Source organism: Clostridium paraputrificum AGR2156, assembly GCF_000424025.1.
GTDB lineage: Bacteria > Bacillota > Clostridia > Clostridiales > Clostridiaceae > Clostridium > Clostridium paraputrificum.
In genome coordinates, this window is sequence record NZ_KE384122.1 from 561157 (window position 1) to 578332 (window position 17176).

The following is a 17176-nucleotide window of genomic DNA, read 5'->3' on the forward strand; positions in this document are numbered from 1 at the left end:
AATTTTAGAATTAAGCCATAGGAAGGAGGAAGTTTTGTGGATAGGGTTTCTTTTAATAATGTTACAAAGGAATTTAAAAATAAAACTGTATTAAAAGGTGTTTCTTTTAATATAGAAGCAGGAGATATCTATGGTTTAATTGGTGAAAATGGAGCAGGTAAAACCACTCTTTTAAAGCTTATAGTTAATTTGTTAAAGCCAACAAGTGGAAATATACAAGTACTAGGAAAAGAGATTAAGAAAGATAGTTATGATTATTTAAGAAATATTGGAGCTTTAATAGATGAGCCTGTATTTTATAAAAAGTTAACTCTTTATGAAAACTTTAAGGTACATTGTGAATACTTAGGGTTTTATGATGAGGAAAAGTTAGAAAGTGTATTGAAAAGGGTAGGTCTTCATAATAAGAAGGATAGGAAAATTAAAGAATTATCCTTTGGAGAAAAGCAAAGACTAGCTATTGCTTATGCACTTATAACAGAACCAGAGCTTTTAATCTTAGATGAGCCAACTAACGGACTAGATACTATTGCAATAGTTGAACTAAGAGAGATTTTATTAAAACTTAACAGAGAGTTTAATACTACAATAATAATATCAAGTCATGCTATTAATGAACTTGAAACACTAGTGAATAAGGTAATGTTTTTAAAGAATGGAGAAATAGTTGAAGATGGATTACTAGAAGAAGTAAAGGAAAAGTGTTCAGTTTATATTGAAATTGAAGTTGAGGATTATTCAAAGGCTTTAGCTATTTTGGAAAAAGAATTAAATATAATAAATATGAAACTTATAAATAAGGGTACTATTAGAGTTTATGAAGCTTTAGAGGAAAGAAAAAAGATATTAAGCACTTTGGTAAAAAGTGATGTAGAGGTATTATCCTTTAATATGGTTCAAATCTCCCTAGAGGAATATTTCATAAAAAAGGTAAGGGGGATTTAAATGTTTAATTTAATGAAGATAGAATTTAAGAAGAACAAAATAAAGAGTGATATTTTTGGAGTGATTTTAGCCAATATTGCTATATTTATTGCATCAACAATTACTGCTATATTAGTTGGTTTTAAAGATGTTTCCCAAGAAAATGTGATCTACTATCATATAGAACAAATTGTACAGGTAACAGTAGTTATATTTTCTGTTTATGGTGCAATACTAGTGGGTAACTTAGTAGGTGATGAATTTTATGATGGCACAGTAAAAACACTATTTTTATATCCTCAGGCTAGAGGAAGAATATTATTAGCTAAGGTTTGTACTGTTATAGCCTTTGTTGTTTTAAGTATAATATTTACCTTAGGATTGCAACTAATTTTATTCTTAGTAAGTAATAAAGTATTTAGTTTTTATGTAGGCTTAGGATACAACTATATTGTAAGCAGGCCAATTATTTATCTTATGGGAATAATATCAGCTATAGGCTTTGTGCTTTTAGCTACATTTATATCCTATAAGAGCAAGTCCACGTTATTAACAGTATTAGTTATACTTTTAGTATCTGGAAAGAGTTATGCTGATAGGCTTGGAACAACAAGCACTTTAAATACTGTTTTTCCAATTATTATATTTATCATAGGAATTTTATCTTATATATATGTAGCTAAAAATCTTAATGAGGTAGATGTGTAGGAGGAAAAATATGAAACACTTTAATAGAAAAATATTTATTTTTCATAATAAGCTTTATTTTTATATTAGGATTTTTAGCTGTTAAATATATGGCATCTCTTACACTGAAGTGTGTAGCTAACTTTGACAAGTCAATTACACTAAATTCTCATTATATATTAACTAATACCTCTACAAAAGAATATAAAGTAATTACAAAGGAAACTTCAGAGGTAGTTATTTCTGAATATATTAATTCATATAAAATAAGTGGATATAATATCTATTTAAAACAAACACCTAGAGATGGTACTAAAACAAACTATTGGGTTATATGTAATGATAAAATTATAGGTCCTATGGATAATGCTGCACTTTACTCTAAATATAAGGTTGATTCTAATACTTTTGAAAAAATAACACCTTAAGAGTTATCAAAGTATATTTAATTATCGTCTTTATTCCAAACTTATGTGGCTAGTATTTTTTTATTTAGAGAAGTAATAATAATTTATTCTTTATTAGTTAATCCTATTAATAAATGATTAAGAAAAAAATCTCTTGTTGCTAGGTTTTTAAAATGATGATAAAATTAAATCGAGGGCAAGAGAAAACGTTATCATAAATATGGGAGGGACATAATATGAAGAAAGATGAAAAGTTAAATGAACAAGTATTAAATGGTGAAGTAAACGAAGGTGTACAAAGTCAAGGAGTAGTAGATGACGGGGTAAAGGACCAAGCTACTATATTAAAGGAATATGAGGATACTTTAGGATATTAATTAGGGTAATAAGGTATAAAGATAGAGAAATTGCAAAGCAATTTCTCTTTTTTACTGTCTAGGAAAGTATAAAATTTCAATTAGCTATAAATCAAAGGTATTATTACATTTTCATATTAAAAAATATAAAAAAGGATAGTAATTTTATAATTTCCTTACCTTTAGTACGTGTGGGGGGAATATTTGTTTCCATGTGACTTGGAGCTTGCGACGGAACAAGGGAAATAAATATCCGCCACACCTTTTTTATTAATTTACTGATAAAAATTGTTCTGTAAGTTCCTTATTATTGTAAAGTGTTATTGCATTTTGTATAATCTGAACATTAAAATTTCTAGCTATTAATTGTTCACCATCAACATTACATACAATATCTTCATCAGTTTTTATTATTAATGAATCACTTTTTCCTTTATGTATAATTGGTGATTTTTCATGGCTACCTTTAATTAGTTTTAAGAAAAGGCTAGGAATTCTTAATTTTGATATTTTTTTAGCAAAGTAAATATCAAAAAGACCATCACTAAGTTCTGCATTTGGTGCAATCTTGTAACCTCCACCATAATATTTTCCATTACATATGGCTAGCAAGGTGAACTTGTCCTTTATTTGAGAGTTATTTAAGTTAAACTCAAGGTCCTTATATTTATACTTAAAGAAAGTATAAAGAATACTTATGTTATAAATTTGAGATGCTGGAATTTTAGTCTTTTTCATTATGCTTACATTGTTAGCAACATCAGCATCAATTCCAATACAAGCTATATTTATAAAATATCTATCATTAATTTTTCCTATATCAATAGTTGGAGAAATCTCATCCATAGCCATAAGTACTCTATGAAAATCATTTCCGCTACCAGCTGGAAGAATCCCAAAAAGATTCTTAGAGCCAACAATACCATTTAATACTTCATTCATAGTACCATCTCCACCAACACTATAGATTATACCTCCTAAGTTTTCATATTCTCTTGCTATTTTTGTGGCATCATTAGGAGCTTTGGTAAACCTTACAATGTAGTCTATATTTTCTTTATTGCATACTTCTTTTATTTTATTAAGTATTTTTAAACTTTTTCCTCCACCAGCAAATGGATTTACAATAAATACATGTGTCATAAAGTCCCCCTTATTTAAAAAGCTGTATATATTAAGTATATCATTATTGGTTATGTAGTATATATACAATAATGATAAAAATGAAGAGTATAAGTGGTAGATGAATACATTGACTGGACTTTTATAAGAATATATAATTTAAGTATAAAATGTAATATTATGGGATATAGAAGGGGGATAATAGAATGAGTACATTTAATAATAGTGATAGAATAAATCCAATATATACATGGCCAGTAATAATTATAGCAATTATACTATTTTGGCCGGTTGGTATTTACTTGATTTATAAACGTACACAGATAAATAGAAAGACAATTTTAACTACTGGAAAAGGAGTAAGAATTGCTTCATACGTATGTTTCTTTATGATTTTTTGTGGGATTGTATCCTTTGTTGATAGAGGGTGGGATTTATCTGATATAGTTTTAGCGCTATTCTTTTTAGTAGCTGGAGTAGTTCTATTTATGACGTCAAAAAAACTTTCAGTAAAAGCAGAAAAATATAGAAAGTATATTGCTATAGTAATAAATGGAGGAGAATGTAATTTAGTAAGAATTGCTGAAATAGCAAACTTAACTGTTAGAGAAGTAAGGGAAGATATAGATGATATGATAAGTTCAGGATATTTTCAAGGAGCTTATATTGATGAAAGGGAAAATGAATTAGTAATTCCATCACAAAAACCTAATAATGAGTACTATAAACCTAATGTTGTTGTTTGTAAGTGTTGTGGTGCTAGAAATATAGTTAAGGGTAGTGTAGGAAGATGTGAATACTGTGATTCTCCAATATAAAAAGTACACGTCATTTTTTGACGGTAAAATCTCTAACTTTTAGTGATAGACTAAAAATATAAAATAAAAGGAGGAGATATTATGGCTTTTTCAAAAGACTTTTTATGGGGGGGAGCTACAGCAGCAAACCAATTTGAAGGTGGATGGAACAAAGGTGGTAAAGGATTATCTACTGATGATGTTATTACAAATGGAACACATACATCACCTAGATTAGTAACTTATAAATTACAAGATGGAACAACAGGCGGTGTGCCTATGTTTAACATAAAAGATATTCCAGAAGGGGCAGAGCTTTGTTGTCTTGATGATAAATTATATCCAAATCATGATGGAATAGACTTCTATAGTAATTATAAAGAAGATATAGCTTTATTTGCAAAGATGGGATTTAAATGTTTTAGATTATCAATAGCATGGTCAAGAATATTCCCACTTGGATATGAAGAAACACCAAATGAAGAGGGATTAAAATTCTATGATAATGTTTTTGATGAATTGTTAAAATGTGGAATAGAACCTATAGTAACAATATCTCACTATGAAACACCTCTTGGATTAACTAAGAAGTGGAATTCATGGGCAGATAGAAGAACTATAGATTGTTATGTAAGATACTGTGAAACTATTTTTAATAGATATAAAAATAAGGTTAAGTATTGGATGACATTTAATGAAATAAACTGTATAGAACTTGGAAGTTATATGGCAGGTGGTGTTATTGCTAGAGATAAGCAAACTACTATGCAAGCTGCTCACCATCAATTTGTTGCAAGTGCAAAAGCTGTAATTCTTGGACATAAAATTAATCATGAATTTAAAATAGGCTGTATGCTTGCATATATGTTAAATTATCCATACAGTTGTAATCCAGATGATGTTTTTCTAGCTTGGCAAAAATCAAGTAGTAACTATTTCTACACAGATGTTCAATGTAGGGGATATTATCCTTCTTATAAGCTAAAAGAGTTTGAAAGAGAAGGTATAAATATAAAAATGGAAGATGGAGATAAGGAAATATTAAGGGAAGGAAAGGTTGATTACTTAGCCTTTAGTTATTATATGTCCTTAACTGTATCAGCTAACCCAGAGGATGGAACTAAAAAATCATCTGGTAACTTAATGGGTGGTATTAAGAACCCTTACTTAGAAGAGTCTGATTGGGGATGGGCAATAGATCCAACAGGAATGAGAGTTGCTTTAAATTATCTATATGATAGATATCAAATTCCATTATTTATAGTAGAAAATGGACTTGGTGCATTTGATAAGGTTGAGGAAGATGGTAGTATAAACGATGATTATAGAATAGATTATTTAAGAAAGCATATAAAGGCTATGGATGATGCTATAAACGTTGATGGAGTTGATTTAATGGGATACACACCATGGGGATGTATAGATTTAGTTAGTGCATCAACTGGAGAAATGGCAAAGCGTTATGGTTTTATTTATGTTGATAAATATGATGATGGTACTGGTAATTATAGCAGAAAGGAAAAGAAGTCCTTTAACTGGTATAAGAAAGTAATTGCATCTAATGGAACAGATTTAGATTAGAATATACTCTACAATAGTCCTTCAATTGTTTTTTTGATGTTTAGATGATATAATGTCAAAAGAATTTATTGGAGGATTATTTTTTATGGAATATATTTTAATGGTTTTATTTCAATATATTAGGGAACACTCAGATAATGATACTAATATCATTATTGCAAAGAAACTTATTAATAATATAGATAAAGTAAAGGATATGAATTTAGAGAGGTTTTCGGAATTATGTGCTTGTTCACCATCAACTGCAACAAGATTTTTTAGAGAAATTGGGTTGAAGAATTTCACAAATGTAAAGGCAATTCTAGAAATGCCTAGTGAAGTTTATAAATATGAGGACTTTAGTCAGGAAGGCTATTATGAAAAGATAATAAATGGACTAATGGTTACAAGAAATAATTTATCTAATGATATTATAGAAAGATCAATTAAGTTAATAAAGGATGCCAAAAGAGTTATTATTTTTGGGTTTGAAAACAACCTAGCTATAACATTAGAATTTCAATGTAGAATGATGATGAAGGGAAAATACGTTGAAGTATTACCTATAAGTTCTGTAGATGAAGAAGTTTTGAAGTTAACCAATAAAGATTTAGCAATTTTTATTTCTTTTAAGGGAAATTATTTTACAATTGAAGATAATCAGAACATGGTATCTGAAATGAAGGGAAAAACTATTCTTATTACAGAAAATGAGAAAAATGAATTTACTAAGTATTTTGATTTAATACTTTTATGTGGGGATAATTCATTATATGGGGAAGGAATGTATTCTTTGTTATATATATTAAATACATTATGTGCCAACTATAAATAAATACAGGTCAAAATTTAACGTCTAAAGTTTAGCATATTTGTGCTAAACTTTTTTTGATGATAAAAATATTTTACTAAATATCTAGTGAAAATAAGGAGGAGTATAAAATGAATAATGAGAGAATTAAAATTAATGAAACAGCCTATTTAGACACATATATTCTTCATAACTCACAAGAATATAATGTTGGTAAGAAAAGACCATTAGTGGTTGTTTGTCCTGGTGGAGGATATGCATTTACAAGTGACAGAGAAGCAGAGCCAATAGCATTAAAGTTTAATAGTGTTGGATTGCATAGTGTTGTACTTTGGTATACTACTGGAGATGTAAATAAAAATACACCAGAACATGCTTTAATAGAGCTTGCAAAATGTATGAAGATAGTAAAGGAAAATGCAGATAAGTGGCTTGTAGATACTGAAAAAGTTATAGTATGTGGTTTCTCTGCAGGTGGGCATTTAGCTGCAAATTTAAGTGTAAATACGGTAAATCAAGAACTTGCAGATAAAGCGGGTGTTACCCTAGAAGATTTAAGGTTATGTGCATCTATTTTATGTTATACAGCAATTGAAGCGAATCCTACAGAACCAGGAGAGAAGGGATTTGGTAGCAAAATATTTGACTTAAAATATAGCCAAAATGAAAGATTTTTTGGAGTTGACAACCCAACTGAAGAGGATTTAAATAAATTTAATCTAGTAAACAAAGTAAGCAAAGATGTACCACCAACTTTTATGTGGCATACATTTGAAGATGTGTTGGTTGATGTATCTGGAATAATTAAGTATTCATTAGCTTTAAGAGAAAACAATGTTCCTTTTGAGCTTCATATTTTTGAAAAGGGTGAGCATGGACTTGCTTTGTGTGATAGAACAACAGCTAGAAAGGACAGTCATTTTAATAATCATGTAATACGTTGGTTTGATTTGTGTATGGAGTGGCTTTCAGATTATATAGATTAATAAATATTTATAGAAAAAGAGTGTTATTACATAAGGGAATAGCACTCTTTTTTATATATAAATACATATAAGGGGAGTTTATACAATATTTACTAAATATTAAGTTGATAAGAAAGCTTATATTAGTACTAAAATGTAGTTTTTTTCTAGTTAAAAGAGAATAATAGAAGAAAAAAGCATAAATTTAATAAAATTTAGTTTAAATTTAGTAAATATTTATTTATAAAAAGGTTTACAAATTTAGAAATACCATTTATAATTAGTATTGTAATAATTGATCAATTAAATAATTAGAAGAACTCATTTATAAATTTGGAGGGGTTAAGATGAAAGACAAAGAACAAATTATGGACAAGGTTATGCTATTTGCTGAAAAGGTAAAAACTAACAACTATCTTTCTGCAATATCAAATGGGTTAATGATGTTGATGCCTTTATTAATGATTGGATCAATCGCTTTATTGTTAGCTGTATTGCCTATCGATGCATGGAAACAATTTTTAACTGATACAGGTATAAGAACTTATTTAATGGCGGCTTCAACACTAACAACTAGTCTTATTGCCTTATATGCATCTTTTACTGTGGCTTACTGTTTAGCTGAAAATTTAGGACAAAAAGCTATAGGTGCTGGATGTATATCGGCATTCTGCTTCTTAATTATTACTCCATTAGCTAACTTTGAAACTGGTAGCTATTTAGATATTGGTTGGCTTGGTGCTAAGGGATTATTTGGAGCTATGATAGTAGCTTTAATTGCAGGTAGATTATATTGCTTGTTCCTTGATAAGAAAATAATAATTAAAATGCCAGAAAGTGTACCACCTGTAGTGTCAAATACTTTTGCGGGGTTATTCCCAGCAATTATAGTAGGGTTCTTATTTGTATTTGTTGCTTTTGGATTCTCTTTAACTAAGTATGGTTCTTTTGCGGATTTTGTATATGGGATAATCGCAGCACCACTACAAAACCTATCTGGATCAATATGGTCATTATTATTTATTATATTAATTCAAATGGTGCTTTGGATATTTGGTCTACATGGTTCTTTAGTTGTAGGAAGTTTTATAAGTGCTTTATACTTACCAATGGATACAATGAATATGGAAGCTGTTATGGCAGGAGTTGCAAATTCTGATTTACCTAATATAATGGGTAAAACTTTCTATGGATTATTTGCAGGTATTGGTGGTGCTGGTGGTACTTTATCTCTTATATTTGTAATGCTTATATTTGCAAAAGCTAAACAACATAAGGCGATTGCTAAATTAACTGTTGGTCCTGGATGTTTTACAATTAATGAGCCTATAGTATTTGGGTTGCCTTTAATATTAAATCCAATTATGGCAATACCATTTATAACTGTTCCATTAATTCAAACTTTAGTAGCTTACTTAGCGATTGCAGCTAATATAGTGCCAAGATTAAATGGAGTTCAAGTTCCTTTTGGTATGCCTATATTAGTAAATGGTGTACTTGCAGGTGGTTGGAAAGTAGCAGTTCTTCAAGTTGTCTTAATAGCTATAGGTATGTTAGTTTATTTCCCATTCTTCAAAGTATTAGATAAACAAGCTTTAAAGAGTGAAGAAGTTTCATCTGAAGAAACATTAGTGCAATAGTGTTCAAAATATAAAATAATAGAAAATAAGAGTTTGAGGCTGTCTTTAGCTGAAAACTCTTATTAATTATAGAGGAGAGGTAATTTATGGAGTATAAAATTAGATTAGGTGTTGTAGGAACAAGAAGAAATATTTTTAGTAGAGAAGATGCTATAAAATACAATGATATTATATTAGATAAATTAAAATCTATGAATATTGATATTGTAGATATTAAAGATATAAATGAAGAGGGGTTATTATTTGATGAAAGTCATGTTCAACCTATAGTTGATAAACTAACAAGTGAAAAGGTTGATGCTTTATTTTTTCCACATTGTAACTTTGGAACAGAAGATTTAGTAGCGAAGGTAGCTAAAAACTTTAATCTTCCAGTTCTTTTATGGGGACCTAAGGATGAAAGCCCTTTAGAAAATGGAGCAAGACTTAGAGATTCTCAATGTGGTCTTTTTGCAACAGGAAAGATATTAAGAAGATTTAGAGTTAAGTTTTCTTATTTAACAATGTGTGATGTAGAAGATAAGCAATTTGAAGATGGAATTAATAGATTTATTGCAACTAGTAATATTGTAAAGGAAATTAGAAACTTAACAGTATTACAAATTTCAACTAGACCAGCTGGATTCTGGACAATGATGGTTAATGAGGGAGAGTTGTTAGAAAAGTTTAATATTAAGGTTCATCCTGTAACTATGGTGGATGTTCAAAAAGAAATGAACAGATTAGTAGAAGAAAATGGACAAGAATTACAAGATGTAGTTAATTATATGAAAGAAAAAATGATAATTAATGTAAGTGAGGATGGAGTAAGAAAAACAGCTGCTTTAAAAATAGCTATGAAAAACTTTGCTAACAAGTATGGATGTAAAGCTGTTGCAATTCAATGCTGGAACTCAATGCAAGATGCATTAGGAATATTCCCTTGCGTTGCAAACTCACTATTAAGTGATGAGGGAATTCCTGTAGCTTGTGAAACAGATATTCATGGTGCTATTACATCGGTAATAGCTCAAGCAGCTACTATGGGAAAAGTTAAACCTTTCTTTGCAGATTGGACAGTTCCTCATCCAACAAATCCAAATGGAGAACTTTTACAACATTGTGGCCCATGGCCTGTTTCGTTAATGAAGGGAAAACCAAGCTTTGGAGCACCATTTGCATTTAATCACTCTCATCCAGGAGCATTACATGGAGAGCTTATTGGTGGAGATATGTCTATAATTAGATTTGATGGTGATAATGGAGAATATTCATTATTAATGGGACATGCTAAAGGTATAGAAGGACCATTTAATCAAGGAACTTATGTATGGATTGAAGTGGAAAACTTAAAGAGATTAGAAGAAAAGTTGGTTTGTGGTCCATATGTCCATCATTGTGTGGGAATTCATGCAGATATACTTCCTCAAATATACGAAGCATGTAAGTATCTAGGATATTTAACTCCTGATTTTTATGATAATATAGAAGAAAAAGTAAAAGAGCAATTAAGAGGTGAATAAAATATGGCTGTAAAGGTAAGTGACAACCAAAGAACCTTTATAAAGGATGGAAAGAAGTTTTTTTATTTAGCAGATACATGTTGGAGTGCATTTACAAATATAACAATTGAAGAGTGGGAATATTATTTAAACCTAAGAAAGATGCAAGGGTTTAACGTTTTACAAATAAATATTATGCCACAGTGGGATGCTAGTGGTACAGATCTTAATTACTATCCTCTTCCTACAAAGGATAAAAAGACTTTTGAATTTACTGATTTTAATATGGAATATTTTGAACGTGCAAAAACTATGTGCAAAATGGCTAAAGATAAAGGGTTTGAATTAGCATTAGTAGTTTTATGGTGCAATTATGTCCCTGGAACATGGGCAAGCAATATGAATAGTTCAAATATAATGCCATATGATTTTATTGATAAATATGTAGAAGTGGTACATGGTACTTTCTCAGATTTAGAACCTATGTATGTAATTAGTGGAGATACTGATTTTGATACAGAGGATACTAAAAAGTATTATATGAAGGCATCAAATTTATTAAGAGAGCTTGCACCAAACTTGTTGCAAACACTTCATATAAAAGGAAGGTTAGATGAAATTCCAGAAGAGTTTATTGATAAAATAGATTTTTATATGTACCAATCTGGTCATAATGCGCAAAACTTAGCTATGCCATATTTATTAGCAGAAACTCTATACAAAAAGTATCCAGCAAAGCCTTTACTAAATTCTGAACCATGTTATGAACAAATGGGATTTAGTAGAAGAATGTACGGAAGATTTTATAGATACGATGTTAGAAGAGCAGCTTGGATGAGCATACTTTCTGGTGCATCAGCAGGGGTGACTTATGGAGCTCATGGTATTTATAGCTGGCATAAAATAAATAAAAATTTTGGACTTGGAATAGGTGAAGGTTTTGATGCCCCTAATCCTTGGAACGATGCAGTTAAGTATCCAGGAGCTTGGGATTATGGCTATATAAAGTATATTTTTGAAATGTATAATATAGGAGAGCTTGTTCCTATGGATAAAATATTAAACGAAGTTAAAGATATTAGAATGGCTGGTACATTAGAAAAAGATAAAATATTTATCTATGTTCCAGTTAATACAACTGTTAAAGTTGATTTAGACTTATCGGATTATAACATTAAAATTATGGATTTAGAAGATAAGAATATTTGTATACCTAACTATGAAGTTGTAGATGGAAAAACAACTATTCACATGCATAATTTTGAACAGGATGGATTAATAATATTAGAAAAAGAGATTTAACATTTGTTAAATCTCTTTATTTCTCTAAAAAAATACATGAAAGTGATAAATATTTAGTAAATATGTTTGTTTTTATTTAAAAATAGGATATACTTATAATAGTGAATAAAAAGAAATTAGCATAAGAAGGTAAGGAGAAAAAGATGAAGACAATAATGCAAGATATTGCAAAATTAGCACAAGTATCTCCTGGAACAGTTTCTAATGCCCTTAATAACAGAAAAGGAGTAGGGAAAGAAACGAAGGAGAGAATACTGAAGATAGCAGAAGAATTAGGATACTTCAAAACTCAAAAAAAGAGTGAAGATAAAATAATTAGAATGATAAAATTCAAAAAACATGGATATATATTATCAGATACTCCATTCTTTTCAAAGTTAATTGAATCTTGTGAAAGAACTTGCAGAAATAGTGGGTATGAACTTTTAATTACTCAAGTTGAAGCTGGAAAAGATACTAAGGAAGATATACAAAAAATATTTACTCAAAAGAGAGTAGATGGAATATTGCTTTTAGGAACTGAGATGGAAGAAGAAGATTTTAGTGAGTTTGAAAATCTAAATATTCCAATGGTAGTTGTAGATACTTATTTTAAAGCTAAGGATTGTGATTTTGTTCTTATTAATAACGATAGAGGAGCATATTTAGCTACTAAATATATAATTGATAGAGGTATTAAGGATATTGGTTATATAGGTAGTACTGTAGATATTAGCAACTTTAAGTGTCGTAAAGAAGGATTCTTTCAGTCAATGAAAGAGCATAACCTAGAGGTTCATGAAGAGAATATGTATAAGGTAGAACCAACTACAGATGGAGCCTATAGAGATTTTAAAGAGATATTATCAAATGAAAATATAAAACTTCCAAAAGCATTGTTTGCATTTAATGATATTATTGCATTAGGTGCAATAAAAGCTATGAATGAAAAAGGAATTAAAATTCCTGAAGATGTGTCCATAGTTGGATTTGATGATATTCCATTTAGTGATATGATAAATCCTCCAATGACTACTGTAAGAGTAGATGTTGAAAGATTAGGCAAGGTTTCTATTAATAGACTAATAGAAAAGATAGAAGAAGAGGATGAAGGAAAACTAAAAGTACAAATATCTACTGATATTGTTGAAAGAAAAAGTGTTATATAAAAGGTTTTAAGAGCTGATTTAATAAAGTCAGCTCTTTTTTGTTTGCCTGAACTAAAAATTTATTTAAAAATACTAAAATATTTACTAAATTTATTGAAAAATATGTACTAAATATTTATAATAAGGGTAAAGGATAAAATATGGGAGGGAAAGTAATGAATAATTTAGTATTAGAGTTAAATGAAAAAGCTAGAGAAATTAGAAAAGATGTAGTTAATTTAGTTTACAGCGCAAAAGCTGGACATGTAGGAGGTTCACTTTCTAGTGCAGATATAGTAACTACACTTTATTATTCAGTTATGAATGTTAATCCAAAAGATCCTAAAAATGAAGATAGAGATAGATTTATAATGAGCAAAGGTCATGCAGCAGAGTTATTATATTGTGTTCTTGCTGATAAAGGATATTTTTCAAAAGAGAAATTGGAGAGTTATAGTAAGTTTGGTTCAACTTTAATTGGACATCCAAATAACAAAAATGCAGGAGTTGAAATTAATACAGGGGCATTAGGTCATGGACTTTCAGCATCTGTAGGAATGGCACTTGGTGCCAAAAGAGATGAAAAAGATTATAGAGTGTTTACATTATTAGGAGATGGAGAACTAGCAGAAGGTTCTGTATGGGAAGCAGCTATGGCAGCAGCTCACTATAAGCTAGATAACTTAACTGCAATTATAGATAGAAATGGACTTCAAATATCAGGAAGTACAGAAGATGTTATGGCTTTAAATTCTCTTGAAGATAAATGGAGAAGTTTTGGTTGGAATGTAATTGTTTTAAATGGTCATGATATAGAAGCATTATTAAAAGCATTTTCAAAAGATTCAATTCAAAAGGACAAGCCTACTATGATAATAGCTAATACAGTAAAGGGAAAAGGTGTATCATACATGGAAAATGTTGCAAAGTGGCATCATGGAGTACCTACTGAAGAAGAATATAAGATTGCAATGAAAGAACTTAATAGTTTATAGGAGGGATTAATAATGAATAAGATAGCTAATCGTCAAGTAATTTGTGATACATTAATGGAACTAGCAAAGGATGATAAAGATATATATGTTTTAACAAGTGACTCTAGAGGTTCTGCATCAATGACAAACTTTGCAAATGAATATCCTAAGCAATTTGTTGAAGTTGGAATAGCAGAACAAAACCTAGTTGGAATAGCAGCAGGACTTGCAACTACAGGAAAGAAGTGCTTTGCAGCATCACCTGCTTGTTTCTTAACAATGAGAAGTATAGAACAAGTTAAGGTAGATGTTGCATATTCAAATACTAATGTAAAGTTAATAGGAATAAGTGGAGGAGTAAGCTATGGTGCATTAGGAATGTCCCATCATTCACTTCAAGATATTGCTGTAATGAGAGCTATTCCTAATATGGATATATTTTTACCAGCAGATAGGTTTGAAACAGAAAAACTTGTAAGAGAATTAGTTAAATATGATAAACCAGCTTATATAAGAATAGGAAGAAATCCTGTAGATGATGTTTATGAATCAACTGATTTTGACTTTCAAATTGGTAAAGCTAATGTTATGAGAGAAGGAAAAGATATAACAATTATTGCAACAGGAGAAACAGTAAAACCAGCAATTGAAGCATCAGATGAACTTAAAGAATTAGGAATTAAATGTAGAGTGTTAAATATGAATACTATTAAGCCTCTTGATAAAGAAGCTATTATAAAAGCAGCTAAGGAAACAGGGCACATTATTACTGTGGAAGAACATAGCATTTATGGTGGACTTGGAGCTGCTGTATCAGAAGTAGTTGTACAAAATGCACCAGTTCCAATGAAAATTGTTGGCATTAAGGACGAAGCAGCAATTACAGGAACAAGTAAAGAAATATTTAATTACTATGGCTTAAGTAAAGAAAATTTAGTAAAGTTAGCTAAAGAATTAATTGGAAAAAACTAGACGGGTATAAGACTATGAAGAAGTATATTATTGCAATAGATCAAAGTACAGCAGGTTCTAAAGCTCTTTTAGTAAATAAGGAAGGAAAAATTCTTTATAAATGTAGTAAAAAACATAATCAAATATATCCTAAGAGAGATTATGTTGAACATAATCCTATTGAGATATATGAAAATGTAATTTCTTTACTAAAGGAGTTAATAGAGAAAAACAGTTTAAAGGGGGAAGAGATATCTTCCCTATCTATTACCAATCAAAGAGAAACGGTAGTTGTATGGGACAAAGTAACTGGGAAACCAGTTCATAATGCTATAGTATGGCAGTGTAGAAGAACTACTAAGATTTGTGAGGAGATAAAAGATTTAGGGTTAGAAGAGAAGATAAAGGAAAAAACAGGACTTGTATTAGATCCTTATTTTTCAGCAACAAAAGTTAAATGGATTCTTGATAATGTTGAAGGTGCAAAAGAGAAGGTTGAAAAAGGAGAACTATTACTTGGAACAATTGAAAGCTGGTTAATATGGAAGCTTACTTATGGAAAAGCTCATGTGTCAGATTACACTAACGCAAGTAGGACAATGTTATTAAATATAAATAGCTTATCTTGGGATAAAGAACTTATGAAAATATTTAACATTACCCAGGAAATGTTGCCTAAGCTTAAAAATTGTGACGATATTTTTGGATATACAAATATTGAGGGTGTAGTTGATGTAGAAATTCCTATATGTGGTGTTATAGGAGATTCTCAAGGGGCATTATTTGGACAAAGAGCCTTTGAAAAAGGAATGGTTAAGGCAACCTTTGGAACAGGATGTTCTGTTCTTATGAATACTGGAAGTAAGTTAATGAAATCTGAAAATGGATTGGTTTCAGCTTTAGGATGGAAGACAAAGGATGGAGCAAACTATGCTTTAGAGGGAATAATTCATAGTAATGGAGATACTTTAAATTGGCTTAAGGATAATTTAAACATGTTTTCTAATTTTAGTGAATTTCAAGAGGGGATAGAATCTTTAGATAGCAATGAAGGAGTATACCTAGTACCAGCCTTTTTTGGTTTGGGATACCCATACTGGAGTCATAATGCAAAAGCTTCAATTGTAGGATTATCAAGAAGTTCAGATAAGAGACATATAATGAGGGCTGCATTAGAAAGTATAGCTTATCAAATTAATGCTGTAGTAAGAGAAATGAGCAAAGAAAGCCAGATTGAAATAAAAGAGTTAAAGGGTGATGGTGGCGCTACAACTAATAAGTTTTTAATGCAATTTTTATGCGATTTATTAGATATAAAGGTTATAAGATCTTCAGTTGAAGAACTATCAGCTATGGGGGCAGTTTACTTAGGTGGATTAGGAACAGGCTTTTGGGAGTCTATAGATGAAATAAAGAATTTAGATAGAGGGGAAGATGAATTCCTTTCTAAAATAGATGAAGCAAATAGAAAAGAGTTATGTAAAGGTTGGGATAACGCAGTTGAAAGTGTGTTATTTATGTACAAAAGTAATTAAACAAATAGAGGTGTATCATGAAAAAAAACAAAGAGGAATTAATCCAAATTTCTAAGCAAATTAGAAAAGACATAGTAGAAATGTTAACAGAATCAGCATCAGGTCATCCAGGTGGTTCACTTTCAGCAGCAGATATAGTTACTACACTATTTTTTAATGAACTAAATATTAATCCTGAAAATCCGAAGGATGAAAATAGAGATAGATTTGTTTTATCAAAAGGTCATGCAGCTCCAGTACTATATAGTGCATTAGCAAGAAGAGGATTCTTTGATCCTAAAGAATTAATGACATTAAGAAAGATTGGTTCAGATCTACAAGGGCATCCTAACATGAATGATCTACCAGGAATAGATATGTCAACTGGTTCATTAGGTCAAGGTATTTCAGCAGCAGTAGGAATGGCTTTAGCAGGTAAAGTAGATAAAAAAGACTATAGAGTATATGCATTACTTGGAGATGGAGAATTAGAAGAAGGTCAAGTGTGGGAAGCTAGTATGTGTGCAGCTCATTATAACTTAGACAATTTAACTATAT

Annotated in this window: 17 protein-coding genes; 16 read left to right on the forward strand and 1 reads right to left on the reverse strand. The window is 30.0% G+C overall.

All coding sequences use genetic code 11. The features are described 5' to 3' along the window. Nucleotides 1–36: 36 nt before the first annotated feature. The 4 genes from G594_RS0117475 to G594_RS20235 all read left to right on the forward strand — a co-directional run bounded on the left by G594_RS0117475 (nt 37) and on the right by G594_RS20235 (nt 2395). Nucleotides 37–945 (forward strand): ABC transporter ATP-binding protein, encoded by a 909-nt coding sequence (locus tag G594_RS0117475; protein ID WP_027099732.1) that lies wholly within the window; start codon nt 37–39, stop codon nt 943–945. Further along, nucleotides 946–1632 (forward strand): ABC transporter permease, encoded by a 687-nt coding sequence (locus G594_RS0117480; RefSeq protein ID WP_027099733.1) that lies wholly within the window; start codon nt 946–948, stop codon nt 1630–1632. An 89-nt stretch (nt 1633–1721) separates the two neighbouring features. Continuing rightward, nucleotides 1722–2039, forward strand: coding sequence for a hypothetical protein (locus G594_RS0117485; protein ID WP_027099734.1), 318 nt, complete (start codon nt 1722–1724; stop codon nt 2037–2039). 215 nt (nt 2040–2254) lie between these two features. After that, nucleotides 2255–2395 (forward strand): hypothetical protein, encoded by a 141-nt coding sequence (locus tag G594_RS20235; RefSeq protein ID WP_155849331.1) that lies wholly within the window; start codon nt 2255–2257, stop codon nt 2393–2395. Between the two features lie 249 nt (nt 2396–2644). Here G594_RS20235 and G594_RS19355 read toward each other — a convergent pair whose 3' ends face one another. Next, nucleotides 2645–3517 (reverse strand): diacylglycerol/lipid kinase family protein, encoded by an 873-nt coding sequence (locus G594_RS19355; protein ID WP_051196079.1) that lies wholly within the window; start codon nt 3515–3517, stop codon nt 2645–2647. 185 nt (nt 3518–3702) lie between these two features. Between G594_RS19355 and G594_RS0117500 the strand changes: the two genes are divergently transcribed. The 12 genes from G594_RS0117500 to G594_RS0117555 all read left to right on the forward strand — a co-directional run. Beyond that, nucleotides 3703–4314, forward strand: a complete 612-nt coding sequence (locus tag G594_RS0117500) for a hypothetical protein (protein WP_027099735.1) — start codon at nt 3703–3705, stop codon at nt 4312–4314. Between the two features lie 81 nt (nt 4315–4395). Further along, entirely contained in the window at nt 4396–5874 is a 1479-nt protein-coding gene (locus G594_RS0117505) for a glycoside hydrolase family 1 protein (protein WP_027099736.1), read from the forward strand. Between the two features lie 85 nt (nt 5875–5959). Next, the gene (locus G594_RS0117510; RefSeq protein ID WP_027099737.1) at nt 5960–6688 is read left to right on the forward strand and encodes a MurR/RpiR family transcriptional regulator; all 729 of its coding nucleotides are present in this window, start codon (nt 5960–5962) and stop codon (nt 6686–6688) included. A gap of 107 nt (nt 6689–6795) precedes the next feature. Then, nucleotides 6796–7650, forward strand: a complete 855-nt coding sequence (locus tag G594_RS0117515) for an alpha/beta hydrolase (RefSeq protein WP_027099738.1) — start codon at nt 6796–6798, stop codon at nt 7648–7650. A 326-nt stretch (nt 7651–7976) separates the two neighbouring features. After that, nucleotides 7977–9269 (forward strand): PTS sugar transporter subunit IIC, encoded by a 1293-nt coding sequence (locus tag G594_RS0117520; RefSeq protein WP_027099739.1) that lies wholly within the window; start codon nt 7977–7979, stop codon nt 9267–9269. An 86-nt stretch (nt 9270–9355) separates the two neighbouring features. Then, the gene (locus G594_RS0117525; RefSeq protein ID WP_027099740.1) at nt 9356–10771 is read left to right on the forward strand and encodes an L-fucose/L-arabinose isomerase family protein; all 1416 of its coding nucleotides are present in this window, start codon (nt 9356–9358) and stop codon (nt 10769–10771) included. 3 nt (nt 10772–10774) lie between these two features. Beyond that, the gene (locus G594_RS0117530; RefSeq protein ID WP_027099741.1) at nt 10775–12052 is read left to right on the forward strand and encodes a glycoside hydrolase family 140 protein; all 1278 of its coding nucleotides are present in this window, start codon (nt 10775–10777) and stop codon (nt 12050–12052) included. Between the two features lie 143 nt (nt 12053–12195). Continuing rightward, a complete protein-coding gene (locus G594_RS0117535) occupies nt 12196–13200 on the forward strand; it encodes a LacI family DNA-binding transcriptional regulator (protein ID WP_027099742.1) in 1005 nt (334 codons plus the stop codon). Nucleotides 13201–13355: 155 nt separating this feature from the next. After that, the gene (locus tag G594_RS0117540; RefSeq protein ID WP_027099743.1) at nt 13356–14174 is read left to right on the forward strand and encodes a transketolase; all 819 of its coding nucleotides are present in this window, start codon (nt 13356–13358) and stop codon (nt 14172–14174) included. A gap of 12 nt (nt 14175–14186) precedes the next feature. Beyond that, entirely contained in the window at nt 14187–15125 is a 939-nt protein-coding gene (locus tag G594_RS0117545; protein WP_034867065.1) for a transketolase family protein, read from the forward strand. A gap of 14 nt (nt 15126–15139) precedes the next feature. Next, a complete protein-coding gene (gene glpK / locus G594_RS0117550; RefSeq protein WP_027099745.1) occupies nt 15140–16639 on the forward strand; it encodes a glycerol kinase GlpK in 1500 nt (499 codons plus the stop codon). A gap of 17 nt (nt 16640–16656) precedes the next feature. Next, nucleotides 16657–17176, forward strand: a 520-nt coding sequence (locus G594_RS0117555; protein WP_027099746.1) for a transketolase, incomplete at its 3' end; no start/stop codon positions are given.

What these genes read in the sequence shown, in the direction of transcription:
- G594_RS0117540 (WP_027099743.1), top strand. Translation starts at nt 13,356, where the DNA reads ATGAATAATTTAGTATTAGAGTTAAATGAAAAAGCTAGAGAAATTAGA.
- G594_RS0117480 (WP_027099733.1), top strand. Translation starts at nt 946, where the DNA reads ATGTTTAATTTAATGAAGATAGAATTTAAGAAGAACAAAATAAAGAGT.
- G594_RS0117510 (WP_027099737.1), top strand. Translation starts at nt 5,960, where the DNA reads ATGGAATATATTTTAATGGTTTTATTTCAATATATTAGGGAACACTCA.
- G594_RS0117485 (WP_027099734.1), top strand. Translation starts at nt 1,722, where the DNA reads ATGGCATCTCTTACACTGAAGTGTGTAGCTAACTTTGACAAGTCAATT.
- G594_RS0117535 (WP_027099742.1), top strand. Translation starts at nt 12,196, where the DNA reads ATGAAGACAATAATGCAAGATATTGCAAAATTAGCACAAGTATCTCCT.
- G594_RS0117500 (WP_027099735.1), top strand. Translation starts at nt 3,703, where the DNA reads ATGAGTACATTTAATAATAGTGATAGAATAAATCCAATATATACATGG.
- G594_RS0117505 (WP_027099736.1), top strand. Translation starts at nt 4,396, where the DNA reads ATGGCTTTTTCAAAAGACTTTTTATGGGGGGGAGCTACAGCAGCAAAC.
- G594_RS20235 (WP_155849331.1), top strand. Translation starts at nt 2,255, where the DNA reads ATGAAGAAAGATGAAAAGTTAAATGAACAAGTATTAAATGGTGAAGTA.
- G594_RS0117525 (WP_027099740.1), top strand. Translation starts at nt 9,356, where the DNA reads ATGGAGTATAAAATTAGATTAGGTGTTGTAGGAACAAGAAGAAATATT.
- G594_RS0117530 (WP_027099741.1), top strand. Translation starts at nt 10,775, where the DNA reads ATGGCTGTAAAGGTAAGTGACAACCAAAGAACCTTTATAAAGGATGGA.
- glpK (WP_027099745.1), top strand. Translation starts at nt 15,140, where the DNA reads ATGAAGAAGTATATTATTGCAATAGATCAAAGTACAGCAGGTTCTAAA.
- G594_RS19355 (WP_051196079.1), bottom strand. Translation starts at nt 3,517, where the DNA reads ATGACACATGTATTTATTGTAAATCCATTTGCTGGTGGAGGAAAAAGT.
- G594_RS0117520 (WP_027099739.1), top strand. Translation starts at nt 7,977, where the DNA reads ATGAAAGACAAAGAACAAATTATGGACAAGGTTATGCTATTTGCTGAA.
- G594_RS0117545 (WP_034867065.1), top strand. Translation starts at nt 14,187, where the DNA reads ATGAATAAGATAGCTAATCGTCAAGTAATTTGTGATACATTAATGGAA.
- G594_RS0117515 (WP_027099738.1), top strand. Translation starts at nt 6,796, where the DNA reads ATGAATAATGAGAGAATTAAAATTAATGAAACAGCCTATTTAGACACA.